This window comes from Meiothermus sp. QL-1, from assembly GCF_003351145.1.
Lineage (GTDB): Bacteria > Deinococcota > Deinococci > Deinococcales > Thermaceae > Meiothermus.
In genome coordinates this window covers 112614-133899 of record NZ_QQSV01000004.1, presented here as the reverse complement: position 1 = coordinate 133899, position 21286 = coordinate 112614, and the positions used below count along the sequence as shown (strand labels likewise).

Sequence of the window (21286 nt, the reverse complement as noted above, 5' to 3'; positions counted from 1 at the left end):
CCCGTTCTCCAGAACGGGGAGTCGTCACCGACTACCATAGGGTGCTCTTTTTTTGAGCCGTCCGACTTGGAGGCATGCCGTTCGGATGGGCGGTAAGGTTTGTGAAGGGCGCGATACAACTATGGCGGATTCGTGCCAAACGCAGTCACCTACACACCTGCATTTTTCTGTGTAGGATCGCTTTGCGTTGACGACCAGAGCCTGAATCAGCGGGCCGCTTGAGGGTGTGGATAATGCTGTGGGTGCAGGTTTCCCACGGGAGCGCAAGCTGGTCAGCGAGAAGCGCTTCCCGTGGGAAACCAACAGTATCAGGTGGTCTTGATGCTGCCGTTTAGGCCGTTGGGGAAGAACCCTCCGGCGCTCACGCCGGCGTTGCCGGTAAGGTAAACGATCTTGAGCACCTCGCTGGTGGTGCGCCCGTAGGCTATGGCGTTGGCATCGGCGGCCACCAGGTTGGCCTGCCCCATCTTGGTAATCCCCTCGTCCTTGCCCCCACCCACACCGGCGCGCAGGTTGCTGATGGCCTGCACCACCTGCTCTACGGTCAGGCTGGGGGTGACCGTCATATCCTTGCGCTCGTGGAGAAGCAGCCGGATGATCCCTGCATGGTAGGCTTCCACAGCTAGGATACCTGCGGCAGGGTCCAGCACATTGTTTTTGTCGGTGATGAGCCGGGCTGCTCCCTTGTAGGCGGTGACCCCTACATCTTCGAAAATGAAGGCCCCATGGATGAAGAAAAGCTCATTGGCAAAGGGGTTGAAGTTGCTGATGGCTCCGTTGCTGGCGGCGCTCCCGGCAGCTCGGAAGGCTTGGTCAAGGTCGATGACCGGCCGATCTACCGCAGCCGAACCCAAAGCCTGACGCAAAAAGCGCACGTGGGCGAGCTCATCTTCAGCAATTTCCTGGGCGTACTCGAGCACCTCCTGGCTCATCCCAGGCACCGGGCTGGTGCCATCGAAGCCCATGGGCAGACGGATCTCGGCGTTGCCACCGATGCTTCTAAGCTCGGCGATCCGCCCCACAGCGGCCAGGTAAAAGGCGGCCTCCAGGTACTCCAGGTTCAGCGCAAAGTTGAGAATGGCCACATCCTGGTTGGGGCTTTGGCTCATGCCCGGGGTGGTGGCACAGGCGCCCATCACCCCACCCAACACCAGCCCGGTTCCCATCAAGCCGGTTTGCTTCAGCATCTCCCTGCGGTTCATTTCGTTCTCCTAGATTTGAATCTGCCCCCGCAGCTCCCCGGCCCGGAAAGCCGAGGTGTGGATGTCGAAGTAGAGCTCGCCCCTGTAGAGCCGGTTCAGGTCGTCCAGGCTAAGCTCTATCCGGTCCATGAAGGTGGCACTCCTGCCATCGGGGGCGCTCGAGACCTTGAGGGCCTGCAGCAAGGGGCCGTTTTGCCCTCTGGGGCCGCGGTGCAGGTGCACCGCGCTGGTCAGGCGGGCGTTCAGGGCCGGGTCGTCCACCGGGTCGCGGGTGTAGTCGCGAAAGGCCCCGGCCAGGTTGGCCACCGCCCCTTGCAGGGTGAGGGTGGAGCCCACCAGCTCGAGCCGCACCACCGCCAAAGCCGGGGTGCTGACCGGGGTGGGCACCACCTCGGCCCCGCTCAGCACCACCGCCCGCACCACGCCGCCCATCTGGGCCCGAACCAGGCCCAGCCCAAGCAGGCCGGCGCCCAGGCCAGTAAGGAACAGCCGCCGCTTCATCTGGCCTCCCGCCTAGCGCCGAATGAAGCCCTGCACCGCCTGGGTGGCCTGCTGGGGGGTGATGGCCGCTGCGAAGGCCCGGCCCACCGGGGTCTGCGGGCCTTCCACCCGCCCGCCCAGGCTCAGCACCGCGTCGCGCAGGATGGCCAGGTGGGCCTCCTCGTTCATGGCGATGCTGGCCGCCGCCGAGAGCACGGCCTTGTTCTGGATAAGGGGGATGGCCCCCAAATAAGCCCCGGTGAAGGCGGTCTCGAGGGCCACCAGGGTCTCCAGCACCTTGAGCCGGTTGGCGGCGTTGAACTGCAGCTCGCCGTAGGTGAACTGCGGGCGGGCTACCGGGGTGGCGTTGAAGGGGCCCCGGATGGTGTCGGTGAGGGCCTTGACGTGGGCCTCCTCGTGCTTGAGGGCCTCGGCCAGGTAGTCCCGAATCTCGCCGGGGAAGCCCACCGTGAGGGCCCGGGTGTAGGCGTCGGTGGCCAGGTACTCGGCGGTGAGGGCCAGGTTGAGCACGTCCAGGTCGCTCACCCCCTGCGACTGGGCCAGGGCCTGCCCCACCAGGCTGTGGGCCAGGGCGGTGGAGAGACCGGCCAGGGTCATGACCTTAACGAACTGCCGACGAGCCAGGTTTTGGGGTTGCGTTTCCATTTTGCACCTCCACCCTGCCGTTCGCAGGAGGAGGGCATTTTGGATTAACTACTGCGGCAGGCCCAGCAGGGTGGTGGGCTGGGGGCTGCCGCCGGGGGGCTCGAGCGAGACCGCCACCGCCTGGGCCTCTGGGGGCAGGCGCAGGCTCTTGAGGGGGGTGCGGAAGGTGGGCAGCGGTACCGGGCTGCCCCGGGCCAGGCCCCAGGCCTGGAAGACCTGACCCTGGGGGGGCCACCGGTCGAGCAGGATGAGAACCCGCCGGTCGGGGCGCAGGATGGCCCGGCCCACGCCCTGGCCCTGGGGGTTGGCCAGGGTGAGCACCTGGGTCTGGGGGTCGCGCAAGGAGAGGAGCCAGAAGGCCCCCCAGCCACCCCCATACCCCAGGCCCAGCAACAAAAGCGCTGCCGCAGCCCGGGCCAGCCAGAGGGGCCAGGGCCGGCGGGAGGGGCGCACCTGGGCCAGCACCCGCGCTTCCAGGCCCGGCGGAACGGGGGCCGGCGGGGGAAGCTGGGCCAGGTCGGCGGCGGTCTCCAGGAGGGCCCTGGCCTCGGCCCAGAGCTCGGGGTAGCGCTCCAGGGCGGCCTCGAGGCGCTCCCGCTCGGCTGGCTCCAGCGCCCCCAGGGCATACAGCGGCAGCAGCTCGCGCACCTCCTCAGGCTTCACGCAGCTCCTCCTTCAGCCGGGCCAAGGCCCGGCGGGCCCGGGTCTTCAGGGTGCCCAGAGGCAGCCCCAGGCGCAAAGCGGCCTCCTGGTGGGCGTACCCCTGGTAGAAGAGCACCTCAATCACCTCGCGCTCCTCGGGGCTGAGCCGCTTGAGGGCCTGCGCCAGCCGGATGCGGTTGAGGTGGCCCTCCTCGTCCAGCCCCACCCCCGGCAGGTCGAAGGCCTCGGCCTCCTCCTCGGGCTCCAGCGGCTTGGGGCGGGCCTCCAGGCGGCGGAGGTGGTCCACCGTGGTGTGGTGGGCGATGGCCAGGAGCCAGGCCCGGGCCGAGGCCCGCCGCGGGTCGAACTCCCGGGCCTTTTGCCAGATTTTGCTGAAAGCCTCCTGCACCACATCCTCCCGGCTGGCCGCGTCCAGCCCCATGCGGCGGGCTAGGCCCAAAAAGGCCCCCGCGTAGCGCCGAAAGAGCTCCTTTAGCGCGGCCTCCTCCCCCCGGGCCGCCAGGGCCAGCAGGGCTTCGTCGGAGAAGGCCTCCAGGCTCATGCTCGGCCTATGCTAGCATACGGCCCGGCCCCCGGTTTTGGTTTTGGGGGAAGGCGGTGCTATCCTATCCGGCGTGAAGCGTGTTTTTTCCGGCTTTCAGCCCACCGGCGACCTGCACATCGGCAACTACCTGGGCGCCATGGTCAACTACATCGCCCTGGGGGAGAAGCTGGGGCAGGACGCCATCTACTGCATTGTGGACTACCACGCCCCCACCAACCCCGCGGCCTACGACAAGGACCTCCTGGCCCAGCGCACCTTCGAGGCCGCTTTGGTGAACATCGCCGCGGGCCTGGACCCCAACAAGGTCATTCTGTTCGTGCAGTCCCACGTGCCCGAGCATACCGAGCTGGCCTGGATCTTCACCACCCAGACCCCCTACGGCGACCTGACCCGCATGACCCAGTTCAAGGACAAGGCGGCCCGGCTCGAGTCGGTGCCCGCTGGCCTTCTCATGTACCCGGTGCTGATGGCTGCGGATATCCTCCTCTACAAGGCCGATACCGTGCCGGTGGGGGACGACCAGACCCAGCATCTGGAGCTTACCCGCGAGATCGCCCGGCGCTGGAACCTGGAGTACGGCGAAACCTTCCCGGAGCCGCAAATTTACCTGAACCCCAACGCCCCCCGCGTGCCCGGCATCGACGGCAAGGCCAAGATGTCCAAAAGCGTGGGCAACACCATCGGGCTTTTAGAGGATGAAAAGAGCATCTGGGAGAAAATCCGCGCCATGCCCGATGACCCGGCCCGCATCCGGCTTTCCGACCCCGGCGACCCAGAGCGAAGCGTGGCGTTCAGGTTCCTGCAGTATTTCGCTCCGCCCGAGCTGGTGCAGGTGCTCAAGGAGGAGTACCGCCGCCGGGGCATCGGCACGCTGGTGGTCAAACAGCTCCTGATGCAGGAGATGATGAAAACCCTGCGGCCCATCCGGGAGCGAGCCGAGGAGCTCAGGGCCAGACCCCAGGTGGTACTGGACGCTTTGGAGAGCGGAGCAGCCCGGGCCCGCCGCATCGCCCAGGCCACCATGGAGGAGGTGCGGGAAAAGTTCGGCCTGCTGCATCCCAAAGGCCGCCGCTTGGTGCTCAGCCCATGATACGGCTTTCCTTCGAGGGCTTTAGCGGCAGCCCCAGGGAGCTGGCCGAGCGGGTGCGCCGGGGCCAGGTGGCGGCGCGCGACCTTCCCCTGCTCCTGCTTACCGAGCAGGCCATGGCCCAGGTGGAGGCCCTCGATCTGAGCGAACGCAGTGCGCTTTTGCCCTTGCTGGCCGAACTTCTGCTGCACAAACTGCGGGCCCTGGCCCAGGGGGACGACCCCGTGCCGGTGGAGGAGGACCTCGAGGCCGAAGCACCGGTGGTGCTCGATACCCTGGTGGCCTTGGAAGAGGCCATCGCTTTTTTAGAACAGCGTTCGCGCGAGCGGGCCCGGGTGCTGCCGGTAGCCCCACCCCCCCTGCCTAAGGACCGGCGGGTGCGTTCCCTCTCCTTGGAGCTTCTGGTTCGGGCAGCGGAGCCCCTTGCCCGCCGGGCAGAACTTTTGCTCCCACCGGAGCGCTTCAGTCTCAAGGAGGCCTGGGGGCGCCTGCTGGGCTTTTTGCGAGGGGGGCGCCGGGGGTTTTTCCACCAGCTTCCCTTTCGGGGGTGGAGCGAGCGGGTGGTTGCCTTTCTCGCCCTTCTAGAGGCCAAGCGGCTGGGTTGGGTGGAGATGTGGCAGGAAGAGAACTTCGGGCCAATTGGGGTGGAGCTTTTGACGGAGGAGGTCCAGCTCGCCGAGCTTCGACAGGCTACTTAGGAATCGGCACATCGGCCTGGAGCTTCATCTTGTCGTTGAGGGTCTCGACCTGGATGGAGATCCCCTCCTCCTCCGGGAAGTAGCGCCTGAGCACCGCCAGCAGGTCTTCCTTGAGCTGCTCCACCAGCCCGGGCGAAAGGTGGAGCCGGTCGTAGGCCAGCACCAGCTTCAGCCTCTCCTTGAGCTGTTCTTTGCTGCTTTTGCCGCCGAAAGGCCAGAAACCCATCATCTACCCCCAAACAGGCGGCGCAGGGTACCGAGGAAGCCGGGTGAGTCGCTGAGGGAGGTGAAGGGCACCTCCTCGCCCCGTACCCGCTGGGCGATTTCGCTGAAGGCCCGGCCGGCCGGGGAGCCGTTTTTGAGGACCAGGGGCTCCCCCTGGTTTGAGGCGATTAGCACGCTTTCGTCCTCCGGGACGATGCCGATGGGCTTGATGCCCAGAATTTCCACCACATCCTCCACCGAGAGCATGTCGCCCCGCTGCACCATCTTGGGGCGGATGCGGTTGATGACCAGGTAGTTTTCCCGGATTTCGCGGGCCTCCAGAAGGCCGATGATCCGGTCGGCGTCGCGCACGCTGGAGACTTCTGGGTTCACCACCACCAAGGCTCCCTCGGCCGGGGTGACCGCGGTCTGGAAGCCCTTTTCAATCCCCGCAGGCGAGTCGATGAGCACCCGGTCGAAGCCTTCCTCCTCCAGCAGGGCGCGCACAATTTGACGGAACCTTTCAGGGTCCAGGGACTCCTTGTCCTTGGTCTGGGAAGCTGGGAGCAGGGCCAGCCCCTCGACGCGCTTGTCGCGAATGAGGGCTTGGCGCAGCCTGCACTTTCCCTCAATCACATCGATCAGGTCGTAGACCACCCGACCCTCGAGGCCCATCACCACGTCCAGGTTGCGCAGCCCCACGTCCACGTCCACCACCGCCACCTTCTCGCCCAGGCGGGCCAGAGCAGCGCCCACGTTGGCGGTGGTGGTGGTCTTACCCACGCCGCCTTTCCCTGAGGTAACCACGATCGCACGGGCATTCACGCTGAAAATCCTCCAAGCGGGCTGCTAATTAGGCCCCGAAGCCTTGCCCAACAGTATAAACCTCTAGCACCGGCTTTGTCAGTTTTGGATTAAGAATGCGTTGACAAGAGGGGGACCGTCTTCTAAACTGAAGCACTGCTGGGGCTGTTAGCTCAACCGGTAGAGCTGCTGACTCTTAATCAGTAGGTTGCAGGTTCGAGTCCTGCACAGCCCACCAGCGGACCGCCCGGCCCACGCGCCGGGCGGTTTTGCGTTTTGGGGCCGGAGTGGGCAAATGAACCGGAGGGGGTCTGGGGCGGTGCTAGATTGAGGCCACGTGTGGGCTTATGGGAGCTAAAAAACGTGCGAAGCTGCCGAATCGACTGGGGTTCGTCCTGCTGGCCCTGCTTTGGGGGGTGGTTTCGGTTTTCTACCTGCCAGGTGGCTACCAGGTCTTCACCTTTCTCTTCATGATTCCCTGGGTTTGGCAGGATGGCTGGCGCAGTCTGCGCTGGGCGGTGCCGTTTATGGGTTTGCTCGTGCTGGCCCAGCATCTTTACGCAAGGGTCAGCCTAGAGCCGGAAAACCTACTCGTCACCCTGTTGCCCGGCTATGCGGCCATAGGGTTTATCGCCTGGTTGCGTGAGCGGGACTGGCGCAACAAGCGGGAGCTCGAGGAGTCCCTGCGCTACATGAACCTGCTCGAGGAGGGGAGCCTGAGCATCAGCATGGCCGCTGACCCTCTGGAGCTCACCGAGAACGCCATGACCGCCCTGCACAACCTCGGGATAGCCCCCCATCTGGCCTTTGTGCGCTTTCGCGAGGGCCGTCCGGTGGTGGTGAGCGCCCGGGGGGCTTTGGAGCGCTACCGGGGGCGGCATCTGCCCCAGCAGAAGCTCAGCAGCCTGGCCTCCCTGACCGATACCTTCGTCGTGGGCAACTACCTGGAGGGCATCCCCGAGAGCGTGGGCTGGTCCACCGCTGCGGTGCCGATTTCGGCCCGGCAGAAGCGGCCCTTGGGGGTGGTGATTCTGGCCCGCGAGGGCAGCAAGCCTTTCCAGCCCAAGGAGAAGGCCGCTGCCAACTCCCTGGCCCGGATCATGGGGGCTCAGCTCGGGCAGATGGAGGCCCTGAAGCAGCTCGAGGATGCCTACGACGGCACGCTGCGGGCCTTGGGGCTGGCCTTGGAGTTTCGCGACCACGAGACCCAGGGCCATACCAAGCGGGTGGTGGCCTGGGCCGACCAGCTCGCCCAGGATGTAGGGCTGGACGCTTCCATGCGCAAGTTCTTGCGCTGGGGGGCTTATTTGCACGATATTGGCAAGCTCTCCATCGCCGACCACATCCTGCGGAAGCCGGGCAAGCTGACCGAGGAGGAGTGGGCCATCATGAAGAGCCACGTCACCAAGGGCTGGGAGATGCTCTCGCGGGTGCCCTTTTTGCCGCAGGAGACCCTGGAGGTGGTGCGGCACCACCACGAGAACTGGGACGGCACCGGCTACCCCGATGGGCTCAGAGGCCAGGACATCCCCATTCTGGCCCGGATATTCGCGGTGGTGGATACCTTCGATGCCCTCTACAGCCCCCGCCCCTACAAAAGGGCCTGGAAGCCGGCCGAGATAATAGAGGAGCTCAAGCGGCTAAAGGGAAAGAAGCTCGACCCCAAACTGGTGGACATCTTCATCCAGCGCATCACCTCCCCCTCGGGTAAGGAGGTGCTGGAGGTGGCCAACCCCAGCCGCGGAATCGGGGTCCAGCTGGAAGGCACAACCCCCCCTGCGCAGGCGTAATATGGGGTATGGGCGCTTTCGGCTTTTGGCTCAACGGGCAGCGGGTAGAGATAGAAGGGCTGGACCCCCACACCACCCTGCTCTCCTGGCTGCGGGCCTCAGGCCTGACCGGCAGCAAGGAGGGCTGCGCCGAGGGGGAGTGCGGGGCCTGCGCGGTCTTGCTGGTCCGCCCCGATGGCCAGGGTGCCCGCTACGAGGCGGCGAACGGCTGCTTGCTGCTGCTGCCCACCCTGGCCGGCCAGGAGGTCTGGACGGTGGAGGGGCTTGGCCGTCCGGAAGCCCTCCACCCGGTGCAGGCGGCCATGCTCCAGGGGGGCTCGCAGTGCGGTTACTGCACCCCCGGCTTCGTAGTGAGCATGGCGGCCGAGTACTACCGCAAAGGGCGAGAGGGCTTTGACCTGGAGGCGCTTTCCGGCAACCTCTGCCGCTGCACCGGCTACCGGCCCATCAGGGATGCGGCCTTGGGCCTGCCAAAGCCCTCGCCGGACGACCCCCTGGCCCGCCGCCTCATGGAGCCTGCCCCGGCCCCGGCACCCCTCCGCTGCCCCGGCTACCTGCGCCCTGCCTCGCTGGCCGAGGCCCTCCAGGTGCTGAAGGACCACCCCCAGGCCAGGCCCCTAGCCGGGGGCACCGACTTTGGGGTGGAGGTCAACCAGCGCTTTGCCAGGGCGGAGCTGATTGTAGACATCAGCGCGCTGCCAGAGCTTAGGGGGTTGCAGTGGGAGGCGGACTTCCTCGAGCTGGGCGCCGGCCTCAGCCTCTCCGAGCTCGAGCGGGGCCTTGGGGGGCGGGTGCCCTTGCTTTCGGAATGGTTCCCCCTCTTTGCCTCGCGCCTCATCCGCAACCGGGCCACCCTGGGGGGCAACCTGGCCACCGCCTCCCCCATCGGCGATGCCGCCCCGGTGCTCCTGGCCCTGGGGGCCCAGGTGGTGCTGGTGGGGGCTGGGGGCGAGCGGACGCTGCCTTTGGAAGAGTTCTTTACGGGGTACCGGCGAACGGCTTTGGAACCGGGCGAGCTCATCCGGGCGGTGCGGATTCCCCTGCCCCTGCCCCCCCTGGCCCGGTTTTACAAGGTGGCCAAGCGGCCCCTGGACGATATCTCCACGGTGGCGGCGGCCTTTGCCCTGTGGCTGGAGGGCGGGCGGGTGCAGGGGGTGCGGGTGGCCCTGGGCGGTATGGCGGCCACCCCCGTGCGGGCTTACCGGACCGAGGCCTTCCTTGTGGGCAGGCCCTGGGACGAGAGCACCGTGCGGGCTGCTGCCGAGGTGCTTCGGGGCGAGTTCAGCCCCATCGACGACCACCGGGGCAGCGCCGCTTACCGGCGGGCTGTTGCCGGGAATCTGCTTTGGAAGTTCTATGCTGAAGCCCAGGGGGTGCTCGCATGAAGGTAGTGGGCAAAGCGATTCCCCACGAGTCGGCCCACCTGCACGTGACGGGCCGGGCCCTTTACACCGATGACCTCTGGCCCCGCTACCCCGGGGTCCTGCACGCCTGGCCGGTGCAGGCTCCCCATGCCCACGCCCGCATCCTACGGCTAGACCCCGCGCCCGCGCTTGCGCTGCCGGGGGTGGTGCGGGTGCTCGTGGCCTCGGACGTGCCGGGGTTGAACGACTCGGGGGTGAAGGGCGATGAACCGCTGTTCCCAAGCGAGGTGATGTTCTACGGCCAGGCGGTGGCCTGGGTGCTGGCCGAGAGCGAGGAGGCGGCCCGGCGGGGGGCGGAGCGGGTGGAGGTGGAGTACGAGCCCCTCCCGGCCATCCTGAGCCTGGAGGAGGCCATCCGGCAGCAGAGCTTCCAGGGGGCCACCCTGCACCTTCGGCGGGGGGATGTGGCCGCGGGGTTCCGGGCCTCGGCGCGGGTGCTCGAGGGCCAGCTCGAGCTCGGCGGGCAGGAGCACTTCTACCTCGAGACCCAGGCCTCGCTGGCTTTGCTGGATGAGTCCGGCCAGGTCTTCGTGCACGCCTCCACCCAGCACCCCTCCGAGACCCAGGAGATCGTGGCCCAGGTGCTGGGCCTGCCGCGCAACCGGGTGACGGTGCAGTGCCTGCGCATGGGAGGGGGCTTCGGCGGCAAAGAGGTCCAGGCCAACCCCTACGCGGCGGTGGCCGCTTTGGGGGCCTACCTGACCGGCCGCCCGGTGCGCGTGCGCCTGAACCGGCTGCAGGACTTCACCCTCACCGGCAAGCGCCACCCCTTCTACGCCCGCTTCAGGGTGGGCTTCAGCGAGGAGGGGCTGATCCAGGCGCTCTACATGGAGCTTTACTCCGATGGCGGCTGGTCGCTCGACCTTTCGGAGGCGGTGCTGGCTCGAGCCCTGTGCCACCTGGACAACGCCTACTACATCCCGCACCTGGAGGCCATAGGCCGGGTTTGCAAGACCCACAAGACCTCCCAGACCGCCTTCCGGGGCTTTGGGGGGCCGCAGGGCATGGTCTTCATCGAGGAGGTCATGGACCGGGTGGCCCGCAGCCTGGGGCTGCCGCCGGAACTGGTGCGGGAGCGGAACTTCTACGGGGTGAGGCCGTCGGAAGGGTCCCCCGACGACAACCGCACCACCCCCTACGGCCAGGCGGTGAAGGATGTGGAGCGCATCCGGCTCATCTGGGAGGAGCTCAAGACGAGCGCGGAGTTCACCCGTCGCCGGGAGGAGGTGGCCGCCTTCAACGCCCGGAACCCCTACCGCAAGCGGGGGCTGGCCATCACCCCGGTCAAGTTCGGCATCTCCTTCAACTTCACCCCCTACAACCAGGCCGGGGCGCTGGTGCTGGTCTACCAGGACGGCACGGTGCAGGTCAACCACGGCGGCACCGAGATGGGCCAGGGGCTTTTCACCAAGATCCAGCAGATTGCCGCCCAGGCCCTGGGGGTGCCCCTGGAGGCCGTGCGGGTCATGCCCACCCGCACCGACAAGGTGCCCAACACCTCGGCCACCGCGGCCTCCACCGGCGCCGACCTCAACGGGGCCGCGGTCAAGGAGGCCTGCGAGAAGATCAAGGCCCGCCTGGCGGGGGTGGCCGCACAGCGGCTTGGGGTTCACCCCGCCGACGTGCTCTTCGAAGATGGCTGGGTTTTTACCCCCTGGAAGCCCGAGGTGCGCCTGCCTTTCGAGGAGGTGGTGCGCGCGGCCTACAGCCAGCGGGTGCAGCTTTTCGCCGATGGCTTCTACCGCACCCCCGGGCTTCACTGGGACAAGACCCGGATGCAGGGCCAGCCCTTCCACTACTTCGCCTTTGGGGCGGCGGTGAGCGAGGTGGAGGTGGACGGTTTTACCGGGCAGTACCGCCTTAGACGGGTGGACATCCTGCACGACGTGGGCGATTCCATATCGCCTTTGGTGGATCTGGGCCAGGTGGAGGGGGGCTTTATCCAGGGCCTGGGCTGGCTCACCCTGGAGGATTTGCGCTGGGACGCCAGGGGCCAGGTGGCCACCCGCTCGGCCAGCACCTACAAGCTGCCCAGCTTTTCCGAGCTGCCCGAGGTCTTCCACGTGCGGCTTCTGCCCCGGGCCACCGAGACAGGGGTGGTCTACGGCTCTAAAGCGGTGGGGGAGCCCCCCCTGATGCTGGCCATCTCGGTGCGCGAGGCTTTGCGCGATGCGGTGGCGGCTTTTGGAAAGGGGGGCGTGGTGGAGCTGGCCTCGCCCGCCACGCCCGAGGCGGTCTACTGGGCCATCGAGAAGGTGCGGGAGCGGGCTTTGCGGGGGGTTGATGCAGTGGTTTGAGCACCTGGCCCGCCTGACCGAGCAGAAGGTGCCCCTGGTGCTGGTCACGCTGCTCTCGGTGCGGGGGCACGCCCCGCGCGAGGCTGGGGCCAAGATGCTCGTCACGGCGGAAGAGGCTTTTGGCAGCATCGGCGGGGGGAACCTCGAGGCCACCGCCGTCGCGCTGGCCCGGAGGATGCTGGAGAGCCAGGGCCGGGCCCCGCAGGTCCACACCCTGCGCCTCACCGAACAGGCCCCCGCCGGGTACGGGGTGCAGTGCTGCGGGGGCGAGGTGCAGATTCTGCTCGAGCTGGTCGTTCCTGTCCGCCCCACCGTGGCCATCTTCGGGGTGGGGCACGTGGGGCTGGCCTTGGCCAGGGTGCTCGCGCTGCTGCCCATCGAGTTGTGGCTGGTGGACTCGAGGCCCGGCATGCTGGCGGAAGAGCGGCTGGGGGTTCTTTACCAGGACCAGGCCCGTCTTCGGGTGTTCGAGGCCCCCATTCTGGATGCCGTGGTGGGCGACCTGCCGGCGGGGGCGCACCTGGTCATCATGACCCACGACCACGCCGAGGATTTGTTCGTGCTCGAAGCCGCTTTGCGCCGGGGCGACCTGGGCTTCGTGGGCCTGATTGGCTCGGCGGTCAAGTGGCGCAACTTCCAGCAGAAGCTCCTGCAGCAGGGCCTATCCCAGGCCGACCTGCTCCGCGTCACCTGCCCCATCGGCCTGCCCATCACCCAAAGCAAGGCCCCAGAGGCCATCGCCATCGCCACCGCGGCCCAGTTGTTGCCTTTGCTGGTGGGGGCTGCGGAGGCCCGTTTGGCTAGTGGTTGATGGACGGGAACCGGGCCTCACCTCGAGCAGTCCAGCTTGAAGCGGAAGCTGGGGTTGGGGGTGGCAAAGGCCAGGCCGTACTTGGGGCCGATGCGGGTGGTATCCATCTCGATGAGGAGCTTGGTGGGGGCATCGGTGCGGCCGTAGGGGAAACTGAGCCGGGCCGCGACGGCAGCGCCCTGGGGAACGACGGCGTTGTAGATTCTTTCGTTGTAATCGCGCCCCAGTGCGCCCGATTCGCTGCGCACGGTGGTGCCGTCGGCAAAGGCCAGGGCGAGGCTCGAGGGGTCTTTGAAGCCAGCGTTCCAGGCTTCCAGCGTCCTGGTGGTGGCGTTGCGGACCTCCAGGGCCACCGCCCACACCCTGAGGCCGTTCACCTCGGTTGGCTCGACCTTGGTGGCCCGCGCCCGCCAGATGCCGTTGAAGAGCCACTCGTTCAGGCAGCCCTCGAGGCTGGCCCGCTGCTCGGTCCCGCCCGCCGGCGAGCCCAGGCTCAGGGTATTGCCCGAGACCGCGGCGCTAACCCCCAAGGCCCGCAAAGCGCTCAAAGGCACGTAGGTCTGCCCGCCCACCACAATGGCCCTGCTGTTCTGGGCCTGTCCGTTTACCACCAGGTTGAGCCGCCGTTCTACCGCCTGGGCCAGCACCAGGCCCAGCAGGCCCAGCAGGCCTATCCAAACAAGCCGTTCCATAATCCCCCCTTGGTCGGGGGTCAGAGGTTCGAAGCAAACCTGTGACCGCGGACCGCCCTTACTCTACACCCCCAAGGCCCCTTCCCGCTATGATTGCCCCAATGGGCGAGCCCCTTCTTCGACTCCACAACATCACCAAGCGCTTCCCCGGAGTACTGGCCAACGACCGGGTGAGCCTGGAGCTTCACCCTGGAGAGATACTGGCCTTGCTGGGGGAGAACGGGGCGGGGAAGTCCACCCTGGTCTCCATCCTCTACGGCCTTTACCGCCCCGATGAGGGGGAGATTTTCCTCGAAGGGCGCCCGGTGCGCATCGCCTCGCCGGTGGACGCCCTGCGCCACGGCATTGGCCTGGTGCCGCAGCACCCCGTGCTGGTGGGGCGGCACACCGTGGCCGAGAACCTGGCCCTGGGCATCGGGGCCCCCTTCTTTCCGGCCCGGCGCATCCTGCCCCTCATCGAGCGGATTGCCCAGGGCTACGGGCTGCCGGTGGACCCCAGGGCCTACGTCTACCAGCTCTCCCCGGGGGAGAAGCAACGGGTGGAGATCGTGCGGGCCCTGCTCCGGGGGGCCAGGGTGCTCATCCTGGATGAGCCCACCAGCGTCCTTACCCCACAGGAGGCCGAGGCCCTGTTCCGGGTGATGCGCGAGCTCAAAGCAGCGGGGAAGTCCCTCATCTTCATCTCGCACAAGCTCGAGGAGGTGCTCTCGGTGGCCGACCGCTGCGTGGTTTTGCGCAAGGGCCGGGTGGTGGGCAGCCTGCCCGCCGCCGAGGCCAGCAAGGCCCGGCTGGCCGAGCTGATGGTGGGGCGCCCTGTGTCCTTTGAAAGGCGGCGGGAGCCGCAGGAGCTGGGGGCGGTGTGCTTGCGGGTGGAGGGGCTGAAGGCCCGCTCCGAACGGGGGCTGCCCGCTTTGCAAGGGGTGAGCTTCGAGTTGCGGGCGGGTGAGGTGCTGGGCATTGCCGGCATCGCGGGCAACGGCCAGAGCGAGCTGGTGGAGGTGCTGGCCGGGCTGCGCCGGGCGGAGGAGGGACGGGTCCTTTTGGAGGGCAAACCCCTTCAGCCCGACCCGGCCCGGCTTTTTGCCCTGGGGGTAGCCCACATTCCCGAGGACCGGCTGCGCATGGGCAGCGTGCCCACCATGAGCGTGGCTGAGAACCTGGCCCTGCGCGCTTTCGACCGCCCCCCCCTGGCCCGGGGCTTCTGGCTGGACCGGGCCGCCCAGGCGGCCTGGGCCGAGGCCAGGGTGAGGGCCTACGCCATTGCCACCCCCAGCGTGCACACCCCAGCCCGGCTGCTCTCGGGGGGCAACCTGCAAAAGGTGGTGCTGGCCCGCGAGCTTTCCGGCCGGGCTCGGCTGGTGCTGGCGGTGCACCCTACCTACGGCCTGGACGTGGGGGCCACCGAGCAGGTGCACGAGGCCCTTCTGGCGCAGACCCGCTCGGGCGCAGCGGTGCTGCTGGTCTCCGAGGACCTGGAAGAGCTCCTCGCTCTTTCGGACCGCATCGGGGTGCTGCACCGGGGCCAGCTTTTTGGCCCTTTTCCGGTGGGGCAGGTCACCCGGGCCCAGCTAGGCCTTTGGATGGTTGGGGGTGAGGGGTGAGGCTCGAGCCCCTGCCCGCGCCCTCCCCTCTGCGGGTCCTGGGGGTGACCCTGGGGGCGCTGGCCCTGGCCTTCCTCCTGGTGGGGGGGGTTTTCCTGGCCTACGGGGTGAACCCGCTCGAGGCCTACCACACCATGCTCCAGGGGACCCTCCTCGAGGCCAAGGGCTGGCAGGAGGTCCTGCGCCGCTCCATCCCCCTGCTCCTCATCGGGGTGGGCCTGACCCTGGCCTTCCGCACCCAGTTCTTCAACATCGGGGCCGAGGGCCAGCTTCTATTGGGGGCGGTGCTGGCCGCGGGGGTGGCCCTCTTCCTGCCCTTGCCGGCTCCGCTCAGCCTGCCTGCCATGGCCCTGGCGGGGGCGCTGGGGGGTGCGCTTTGGTGCGCGGTGGCCGCCTGGCTCCGCCTCCGTTTTGGTGTGAATGAGATTCTCACCACCCTGATGCTCAACTACGTGGCCCAGTCGCTGGTCGTTTTTCTCATCAACGGTCCCTGGCGCGGCAAGGATGTGCGGGGCTACATTTACTCCGACCGCCTGGCCGACTACCAGCAGCTCCCCGTGCTGGCGGGTTCCAGCGTGCACTGGCCCACCTTGCTGCTGGGGGTGGTGCTGGCCTTGGGGCTGCAGCTCCTGCTTTTCCGCACCACTCTGGGCTTCCGCATGCGGGTGGTGGGGGAGAACCCCGAGGCCGCCCGTTACCTAGGGCTCGCCCAAGGCCGCGTGCTCTTCGCCGTGGCCCTCATCACCGGGGGGGTGGCCGGGCTGGCCGGGGTGGGGGAGCTGGCCGGCATTCACCACCGCCTGATCGAGCCCACCCGGCTCTCCTCCGGCTACGGCTTTACCGCCATCATCGTGGCCTGGCTGGCCCGGGGCCACCCGGTCCTGGTGCTCCTCACCGCCCCTCTGCTGGGCCTTATTCTGGCGGGTGGGGACGTGCTCAAGGTGAGCCTTAACATGCCCTTTCGCATCGTGGATGTCTTCGGGGGGGTTATGCTTCTTTGCTTGATTGGCTCGGAGTTTTTCCTGCGCTACCGCCTGCGCTGGGGGAGGGGAGGGTAGCCTTGGAGGAGCTTTTCAGCGCTTTGGCCCGGGCCCTCTCCTTCGGCACCCCGCTGCTCATCGCCTGCTTGGGGGCCCTTTTGAACGAGCGGGCTGGGGTGGTGAACCTGGGGGTGGAGGGGATGATGGCCCTGGGGGCTTTGGCCGGGTTTGCCGTGGCCTACGGCTCGGGGGGGGATGGAAACCTCTGGTTGGCGGTGTCCGCGGCCATGCTGGCCGGGGCCCTGGCGGCCCTTCTGCACGGCTTTGTGACCATCACCCTGGGGGCCAACCAGTTCGTCTCGGGCCTGGCCCTGGCCATGCTGGGGTTAGGGATGGCCGGCCTTCTGGGCAAGCGCTACGAGGGACTTCCCCTTTTCAACCAGCCCCCCGAGTGGCCCTTCACCCTGGGGGCTTTGGGGCTGGCCCTGGGGCTGGCCTTCGTTTTGGGGGCTACCCGGCTGGGTCTTGCGCTGCGTTCGGTGGGGGAGAACCCCGCGGCGGCCGACCTGCTCGGGGTGAACGTGCGGGCCCTGCGCTACGCTGCGGTGGTGGCGGGAGGGGCCCTGGCTGGGTTGGCCGGGGCCTACCTGTCGCTGGTCTACCGCCCCTCCTGGACCGACGGGATGACCGCCGGGCTGGGGTGGATTGCGGTGGCGCTGGTGATTTTCGTGGGCTGGAGCCCCTTGAGAGCCATCTTTGGTGCGGTTTTTTTCGGGCTCCTCTACTATCTACAGTTCCGGCTTCAGGGCCAGATGGGCATTCCCACCGAGGTGTTTGCCAGCCTGCCCTACCTGCTGGTTATACTTGTGCTGGCGTTGTCGGGGCTGCGTGGGCAGCAGGGCAATGCCCCTGAAGCGTTGGGCAAACCCTATCGGCGGGGCGAACGGTAGGCCCCCACCCCAAGGGCATGGGGAGAAGGAGGAGCGTCATGCGGAAGGTTTGGTGGTTGGCGCTTTTGGCGGTGCTGGGGTTTGGCCTGGCCCAGCCGAGGAACCTCAAGGCCTGCTTCATCTACGTGGGCCCCATCGGCGATGTGGGCTGGACCTATGCCCACGATGAGGGCCGCCGGGCGGCAGAGAAGGCCATCCCGGGGCTCACCACCCAGTACGTGGAGTCGGTCAAGCCCGCCGACACCCTGGCCACCGTAGACCGGTTGGTGGCAGGGGGTTGCAACGTGATCTTCACCACCTCCTTCGACTTCATGGACCAGACCCTCGAGGCCGCCAAAAAGTACCCGAACATCATCTTTGCCCATGCCTCCGGCTTTAAGCGGGCCCCCAACATGCTCACCTACATGGCCGACTTCTACCAGATCTACTATCTCAACGGCCTGATGGCCGGGGCCCTGACCAAAAGCGGAAAGGTGGGCTACGTGGCTGCCTTCCCCATTCCCGAGCTCAAGCGGCACATCTCGGCCTTCGCCCTGGGGGTGCGGGCGGTAAACCCCAGGGCCACGGTCAATGTCAAGTGGATTAACGCCTGGTACGACCCCGTCAAGGCCCGCGAGGCCGCTGAGGCCTTGATGGCCGAGGGCAACGATATCCTGGCCTTCACCGAGGACACCGCCACGGTGATTCAGACCGCAGCCCGGCGCCGGGTGCCGAGCTTCAGCCACTACAACTCGATGTACAAGTATGCCCCCGACTACGTGGTCTCGGGCCAGTTGGTGGACTGGAGCGTGATCTACATCGACATCCTGAAAAAAGTCCAGAACGGCACCTACACCCCCAGGAACCTGCAAAACGTGGACTACTGGTGGCTGGCGCGGGAGCGGGCGGTGATGCTGGGCGCCCAGGTGGGCATGCCCATCAACCCCAGGTTCGAGCCGGCACTGAAGCAGGCCACCATGGTGGTGAACGGCCGGCGGGTGAGCGTGTACGACCGGGTGATGGAGCTTTACAAGGACATCCAGAGCCCGAACCCCAAGTGGGACCCCTTCACCGGTCCCATCCGCGACCGCAACGGCATACTGCGGGTGCCGGCGGGGCGCCGTATGACGGTGAAGGAGCTCAACGAGATGCAGTGGGTGGCCCCCGGGGTGGTGGGGGTGGTTCCGGACGAGCCCAAGTAAGGGGTGGGTAGAACCCCGCCCCGGCGGTTTTTCGTAGACTGGGGCTGTGCACCTTATCGTGGGCCCTCCAGCCTCGGGTAAGACCACCCGGCTTCTGGAGGTGGCCCACGACTGGCTCCGAAAGCGCAAGCGGGTCTGGTGGGTCTGCCTGCCCTTTCAGAAGGCCTACGTCTACCGCCAGGTCACCAAGGGCGGGGCGGTGCTTGGGCTCGAGGTCCTGAGCTCGCAGCAGCTCTACTACCGCCTCCTGGCCGCCACCCTGGCCATCCGGCCCATCCTGACCGGGCCGGGCCGGGTGGCTCTGGTGGGGGAGGCTTTGGGCCTGGTGGGGGGGGCTCCCCCAAGCCCGGGGGAGGCCCGGCTCTTCGCCCGGGCCATCGCCGAGGCCAAGCGCAACGGGGTGGGGCCTTCGGGGATTCCCGGGGCCAGCCCCGAGGCCAGGCGCCTGCGGGAGGTCTACGCCCACTACGAAACGCTCAAGGCCACCTGGGGCCGCTTTGACTACGACGACTTTCGCCAGGAGGCGACCAGGCTTCTGGAAAGCAGCCACCCCCGCCTCGAGGCCGATGCGGTGATCGTGGACGGCTTCCGGGAGCTCGGGGTTCTGGAGCTCAGGTTCTTCCAGGCCCTCTCCCGCCACGTCCCGGTCTACCTGAGCCTGCGCGAGGCCCCGCCCGGGCTCACCCCCCAGGAGGTGCGGTCGGCGGGAAGCGTGCGCCTCCAGGCCCACCGCGCGCCCAACCCGGTGAGCGAGGCCCGGTGGGTGCTGCGGGCCATTAAGCGCGACCTGGCCCAGGGCCTCTCGCCGCTGGAGGTGGCCGTGGTGGCCCCGGAGAACAGGATTCCCGCCTGGCTTACCCTGGCCGATGAGTACGGGCTGCCGCTTGTAGACCAGCGGGCCCCCACCGCCGCGGACACCCCGGAGGGGCGGCTTCTGCTGGAGATGCTGGAGCTGCCCGACTTTCCCACCCCGGGCCGCCTCATGGCCCTGCCGGAGCTGGCCCCTTTGGGGCGGGTAGCTTTGGAGCGGGGGCTGGTGGGGCTCGAGGCCGTGAGCAGGCTGGCCAGGGAGCTGGGCCTGGAGGGGGTGTGGACGGCGTGGATGGCCCGGCTGCGCTCCCCGGGTGAGGGAGGGGGCGGGCGCTCGGAGCTGGAGTGGGCCGAGGAGCTTCTGGACGCGCTGCCCGAGGTGCGGAATAGCCCCCGCCGGGCGCGCCTTTTAGAGCGGGCCCAGGAGGCCCACCGGATTGCCCAGGGGGCGCACTTCCGCCGCTGGTGGGCGGCGCTTCTCTCCGAGAGCTACGAGCCGCACCGGCCCAATGGGGGGGTGGCCCTGCTCACGCCGACTTTGGCCTCGGGCCAGCGCTGGAAGAAGCTCTACCTGACCCATGCCGTGGAGGGCGCTTACAGCGCGGGGGAGATGGAGGACTACTTCGTGCCCGAGGAGCTGCGGGTGGGCCTGGAGGAGGCTTTGCAGGCGAGCGGGCTTCCGAGGCGGATGCTGGGGCGCGACCCGGTTTTGCTGGAGGAGCTCAGGACCCGTGCGGAGGAGGTGGTGGTCACCTACCCCGAGGCCAGCCAGGAGGGCCCTCTGGTCCCCGAGCCTGCCCTGGTGGGTCCGGCCCCCTCCCCCCTGCCAGCCCTTCCCCCTGCCAGCCCCCTCGAGGTCGCCGGGGTCCAGCCCTACCAGGCGGCGTGGGGAACGGTTAGCCTGCCCAGCCCCACGGTGGAGGACCTGCGGCGCTACCAGGAGTGCCCCATGCGCTACTGGGCCGGCCTCTTCCTGCCCGAAGAGCCTCCCTGGTGGCAGATTCTGCGGCGCGAGCTCCGTCGCATCCGCGGCAAACTGCTGCCGGCCCGGCTCGAGGCCCTCTCCCAGCAGTTTCCCCAGGCCAGGGACTGGATGGAGCAGCACGCCGGGCTTTTGGGGAGCCTGGAGCTGGGCTTCAGCCTGGCGGTGGACGGGCTGGAGGTCCGGCTGGATGGGGTGCGGCGGCAGGGGAAGGAGGCGCACATCTACTGCTTCCTGGCCCCCGATACCTCCAAGGAGGAGGCCCAGCGGCGGATGCGGGAGCGCTGGAGCGAGCGCTGGATGGCCGGGCATCTCCTTGAGAAGTACAAAGGGCGCATCCAACAGGCCCACCTGTGGGCCTGGCCGGTGCTGGGGGAGGCTTGGCTTCTGGACTCCATCGAGCGGGTGGACAAAAGCCTGCGAAACCTCCACCGCACCGTCCAGGAGACCCACCAGCGCTATGCCGCCGGAGTGGTGGAGCCCAATCCCGGCTTTATCTGCCGCGACTGCAAGGCCAAGGATATTTGCCGGGAGGGCCAGGCGGCCTATGCAGGGCCGGGCCTGCTTCGCCGCTCCAGATAGGCCTCCAGGTGGGCCTGGAAGGCAGCCATCAGCTTTTGCGCCCACGGCCCTACCCGGCCGCTGCCCACGGGGCGGTCCTCGATCTGGGTGATGGGCATGACCTGCCGGGTGGCCCCGGTGAGGAGCACCTCGTCGGCGGCGAAGAGCTCGTCCAGGGTGATGGGCCGCTCCTCGATGGGCAGAAGGGGGCGGGCCACCTCCAGCAGGTGCTTGCGGGTGATGCCGGGCAGCACCCCTTCCCGGGCGGTGACCAGCACGCCGTCTTTGATGAGGCACAGGCTGCTGCGCCCCCCCTCCGAGACCCGTTTCCCGTCGTGGTAGACCACCTCGGTGGCCCCTTCGGCCCGCACCCGCCGGGCAAGCCGCACCGCCATCAGGTAGTCGGTGGTCTTGGCCTCGGGCAGCTCGCGTTGGTTCTGCTGCAGGATGACCTTGCCGCCTTGCTGGTACAGGTGGGCCGGCGGGGGGCTGACAGGGGTGGGGGTGATGATCAGGTTGGGCCTGCCTGGGGTGAAGGCGTCCTCCGAGTAGCCGCCTGTGAGGAGCATCTGGATGCCGCCCTGCTCCAGCGCGTTGAGCTGGATGAGCTCCCGGATCAGGTCCTCGAGCCTCTCGCGCCCGCAGGGAGGCTCCAGCTCGAGCAGCGCTGCCGAGCGGGCGAAGCGCTCGAGGTGGTCTTCCAGGAAGACCGCCACCCCTCTTAGCACGCGGAAGAACTCAAAAACCGCATAGCCGCGTCGCAGGCCCAGGTCGGAGATGTGCAGGGTGGCCTGGCTGTACTCGACGAAGTTTCCGTTGATGTAGACGTACCTCACCGTACCCCATAGTACCCCACCCA

20 protein-coding genes and 1 tRNA gene are annotated in these 21286 nt (G+C 67.9%); 12 read left to right on the top strand and 9 right to left on the bottom strand.

What is annotated here, in order from left to right; all coding sequences use genetic code 11:
• Nucleotides 1-308 precede the first annotated feature (308 nt).
• The 5 genes from DV704_RS06630 to DV704_RS06610 are packed head-to-tail and all read right to left on the bottom strand — an operon-like array spanning nt 309 to nt 3552.
• The gene (locus DV704_RS06630) at nt 309-1202 is read right to left on the bottom strand and encodes a ferritin-like domain-containing protein (RefSeq protein WP_114798796.1); all 894 of its coding nucleotides are present in this window, start codon (nt 1200-1202) and stop codon (nt 309-311) included.
• A gap of 9 nt (nt 1203-1211) precedes the next feature.
• Nucleotides 1212-1703 carry a CHRD domain-containing protein gene (locus DV704_RS06625; RefSeq protein ID WP_114798795.1) on the bottom strand — a complete coding sequence of 164 codons (492 nt, stop codon included), beginning with the start codon at nt 1701-1703 and terminating at the stop codon, nt 1212-1214.
• A gap of 12 nt (nt 1704-1715) precedes the next feature.
• Nucleotides 1716-2348 carry a ferritin-like domain-containing protein gene (locus DV704_RS06620; protein ID WP_114798794.1) on the bottom strand — a complete coding sequence of 211 codons (633 nt, stop codon included), beginning with the start codon at nt 2346-2348 and terminating at the stop codon, nt 1716-1718.
• Nucleotides 2349-2396: 48 nt separating this feature from the next.
• Nucleotides 2397-3011, bottom strand: a complete 615-nt coding sequence (locus tag DV704_RS06615) for an anti-sigma factor domain-containing protein (protein WP_114798793.1) — start codon at nt 3009-3011, stop codon at nt 2397-2399.
• Nucleotides 3001-3552 carry a sigma-70 family RNA polymerase sigma factor gene (locus tag DV704_RS06610; protein ID WP_114798792.1) on the bottom strand — a complete coding sequence of 184 codons (552 nt, stop codon included), beginning with the start codon at nt 3550-3552 and terminating at the stop codon, nt 3001-3003. The genes DV704_RS06615 and DV704_RS06610 overlap by 11 nt, the downstream gene beginning before the upstream one ends.
• Nucleotides 3553-3625: 73 nt before the next feature.
• Here DV704_RS06610 and trpS point away from each other — a divergent pair, with 73 nt between their 5' ends.
• Nucleotides 3626-4645: a tryptophan--tRNA ligase gene (gene trpS / locus DV704_RS06605; protein ID WP_114798791.1), complete on the top strand. Its 1020-nt coding sequence runs from the start codon at nt 3626-3628 to the stop codon at nt 4643-4645.
• Nucleotides 4642-5340, top strand: a complete 699-nt coding sequence (locus DV704_RS06600; protein WP_114798790.1) for a chromosome segregation protein ScpA — start codon at nt 4642-4644, stop codon at nt 5338-5340. Before trpS ends, DV704_RS06600 begins: the two co-directional genes overlap by 4 nt.
• Here DV704_RS06600 and minE read toward each other — a convergent pair.
• Nucleotides 5333-5566, bottom strand: a complete 234-nt coding sequence (gene minE / locus DV704_RS06595; RefSeq protein WP_369911021.1) for a cell division topological specificity factor MinE — start codon at nt 5564-5566, stop codon at nt 5333-5335. The genes DV704_RS06600 and minE overlap by 8 nt on opposite strands.
• Nucleotides 5566-6369: a septum site-determining protein MinD gene (minD, locus tag DV704_RS06590; RefSeq protein ID WP_114798788.1), complete on the bottom strand. Its 804-nt coding sequence runs from the start codon at nt 6367-6369 to the stop codon at nt 5566-5568. The genes minE and minD overlap by 1 nt, the downstream gene beginning before the upstream one ends.
• A 141-nt stretch (nt 6370-6510) precedes the next feature.
• Here minD and DV704_RS06585 point away from each other — a divergent pair.
• From DV704_RS06585 to xdhC, 5 genes are all read left to right on the top strand, one after another.
• A tRNA-Lys gene (locus DV704_RS06585) sits at nt 6511-6586 on the top strand.
• Nucleotides 6587-6764: 178 nt separating this feature from the next.
• A complete protein-coding gene (locus tag DV704_RS06580; RefSeq protein WP_233498270.1) occupies nt 6765-8138 on the top strand; it encodes an HD-GYP domain-containing protein in 1374 nt (457 codons plus the stop codon).
• An 8-nt stretch (nt 8139-8146) separates the two neighbouring features.
• Entirely contained in the window at nt 8147-9523 is a 1377-nt protein-coding gene (locus tag DV704_RS06575) for a xanthine dehydrogenase small subunit (RefSeq protein ID WP_114798786.1), read from the top strand.
• Nucleotides 9520-11859, top strand: a complete 2340-nt coding sequence (xdhB, locus tag DV704_RS06570; protein WP_114798785.1) for a xanthine dehydrogenase molybdopterin binding subunit — start codon at nt 9520-9522, stop codon at nt 11857-11859. The genes DV704_RS06575 and xdhB overlap by 4 nt, the downstream gene beginning before the upstream one ends.
• Nucleotides 11846-12670, top strand: coding sequence for a xanthine dehydrogenase accessory protein XdhC (xdhC, locus tag DV704_RS06565; RefSeq protein ID WP_114798784.1), 825 nt, complete (start codon nt 11846-11848; stop codon nt 12668-12670). The genes xdhB and xdhC overlap by 14 nt, the downstream gene beginning before the upstream one ends.
• A 17-nt stretch (nt 12671-12687) precedes the next feature.
• Here xdhC and DV704_RS06560 read toward each other — a convergent pair whose 3' ends face one another.
• Complete coding sequence (locus DV704_RS06560) at nt 12688-13362, bottom strand: hypothetical protein (RefSeq protein ID WP_114798783.1); 675 nt, start codon at nt 13360-13362, stop codon at nt 12688-12690.
• A gap of 101 nt (nt 13363-13463) precedes the next feature.
• Here DV704_RS06560 and DV704_RS06555 point away from each other — a divergent pair, with 101 nt between their 5' ends.
• From DV704_RS06555 to DV704_RS12450, 5 genes are read left to right on the top strand one after another with little or no spacing between them, the layout of a single operon-like run.
• Nucleotides 13464-14963, top strand: a complete 1500-nt coding sequence (locus DV704_RS06555; RefSeq protein ID WP_114798782.1) for an ABC transporter ATP-binding protein — start codon at nt 13464-13466, stop codon at nt 14961-14963.
• Nucleotides 14960-16021, top strand: a complete 1062-nt coding sequence (locus tag DV704_RS06550; protein WP_114798781.1) for an ABC transporter permease — start codon at nt 14960-14962, stop codon at nt 16019-16021. Before DV704_RS06555 ends, DV704_RS06550 begins: the two co-directional genes overlap by 4 nt.
• A gap of 2 nt (nt 16022-16023) precedes the next feature.
• Complete coding sequence (locus tag DV704_RS06545) at nt 16024-16893, top strand: ABC transporter permease (RefSeq protein ID WP_114798780.1); 870 nt, start codon at nt 16024-16026, stop codon at nt 16891-16893.
• 38 nt (nt 16894-16931) lie between these two features.
• Nucleotides 16932-18074 (top strand): BMP family ABC transporter substrate-binding protein, encoded by a 1143-nt coding sequence (locus DV704_RS06540; RefSeq protein ID WP_114798779.1) that lies wholly within the window; start codon nt 16932-16934, stop codon nt 18072-18074.
• A 46-nt stretch (nt 18075-18120) separates the two neighbouring features.
• Nucleotides 18121-20448: an ATP-dependent nuclease subunit B gene (locus DV704_RS12450; RefSeq protein ID WP_114798778.1), complete on the top strand. Its 2328-nt coding sequence runs from the start codon at nt 18121-18123 to the stop codon at nt 20446-20448.
• On the opposite strand, the gene DV704_RS06530 is transcribed toward DV704_RS12450, so the two are convergent.
• A complete protein-coding gene (locus DV704_RS06530) occupies nt 20412-21263 on the bottom strand; it encodes an aminotransferase class IV (RefSeq protein WP_114798777.1) in 852 nt (283 codons plus the stop codon). The genes DV704_RS12450 and DV704_RS06530 overlap by 37 nt on opposite strands.
• Nucleotides 21264-21286 lie beyond the last annotated feature (23 nt).

Coding starts and splice junctions, on each gene's coding strand:
- DV704_RS06620 (WP_114798794.1), bottom strand. CDS start 2,348: ATGGAAACGCAACCCCAAAACCTGGCTCGTCGGCAGTTCGTTAAGGTC.
- minE (WP_369911021.1), bottom strand. CDS start 5,566: ATGGGTTTCTGGCCTTTCGGCGGCAAAAGCAGCAAAGAACAGCTCAAG.
- xdhC (WP_114798784.1), top strand. CDS start 11,846: ATGCAGTGGTTTGAGCACCTGGCCCGCCTGACCGAGCAGAAGGTGCCC.
- DV704_RS06560 (WP_114798783.1), bottom strand. CDS start 13,362: ATGGAACGGCTTGTTTGGATAGGCCTGCTGGGCCTGCTGGGCCTGGTG.
- DV704_RS06610 (WP_114798792.1), bottom strand. CDS start 3,552: ATGAGCCTGGAGGCCTTCTCCGACGAAGCCCTGCTGGCCCTGGCGGCC.
- DV704_RS06625 (WP_114798795.1), bottom strand. CDS start 1,703: ATGAAGCGGCGGCTGTTCCTTACTGGCCTGGGCGCCGGCCTGCTTGGG.
- xdhB (WP_114798785.1), top strand. CDS start 9,520: ATGAAGGTAGTGGGCAAAGCGATTCCCCACGAGTCGGCCCACCTGCAC.
- DV704_RS06630 (WP_114798796.1), bottom strand. CDS start 1,202: ATGAACCGCAGGGAGATGCTGAAGCAAACCGGCTTGATGGGAACCGGG.
- DV704_RS06540 (WP_114798779.1), top strand. CDS start 16,932: ATGCGGAAGGTTTGGTGGTTGGCGCTTTTGGCGGTGCTGGGGTTTGGC.
- DV704_RS06575 (WP_114798786.1), top strand. CDS start 8,147: ATGGGCGCTTTCGGCTTTTGGCTCAACGGGCAGCGGGTAGAGATAGAA.
- DV704_RS06555 (WP_114798782.1), top strand. CDS start 13,464: ATGGGCGAGCCCCTTCTTCGACTCCACAACATCACCAAGCGCTTCCCC.
- DV704_RS06600 (WP_114798790.1), top strand. CDS start 4,642: ATGATACGGCTTTCCTTCGAGGGCTTTAGCGGCAGCCCCAGGGAGCTG.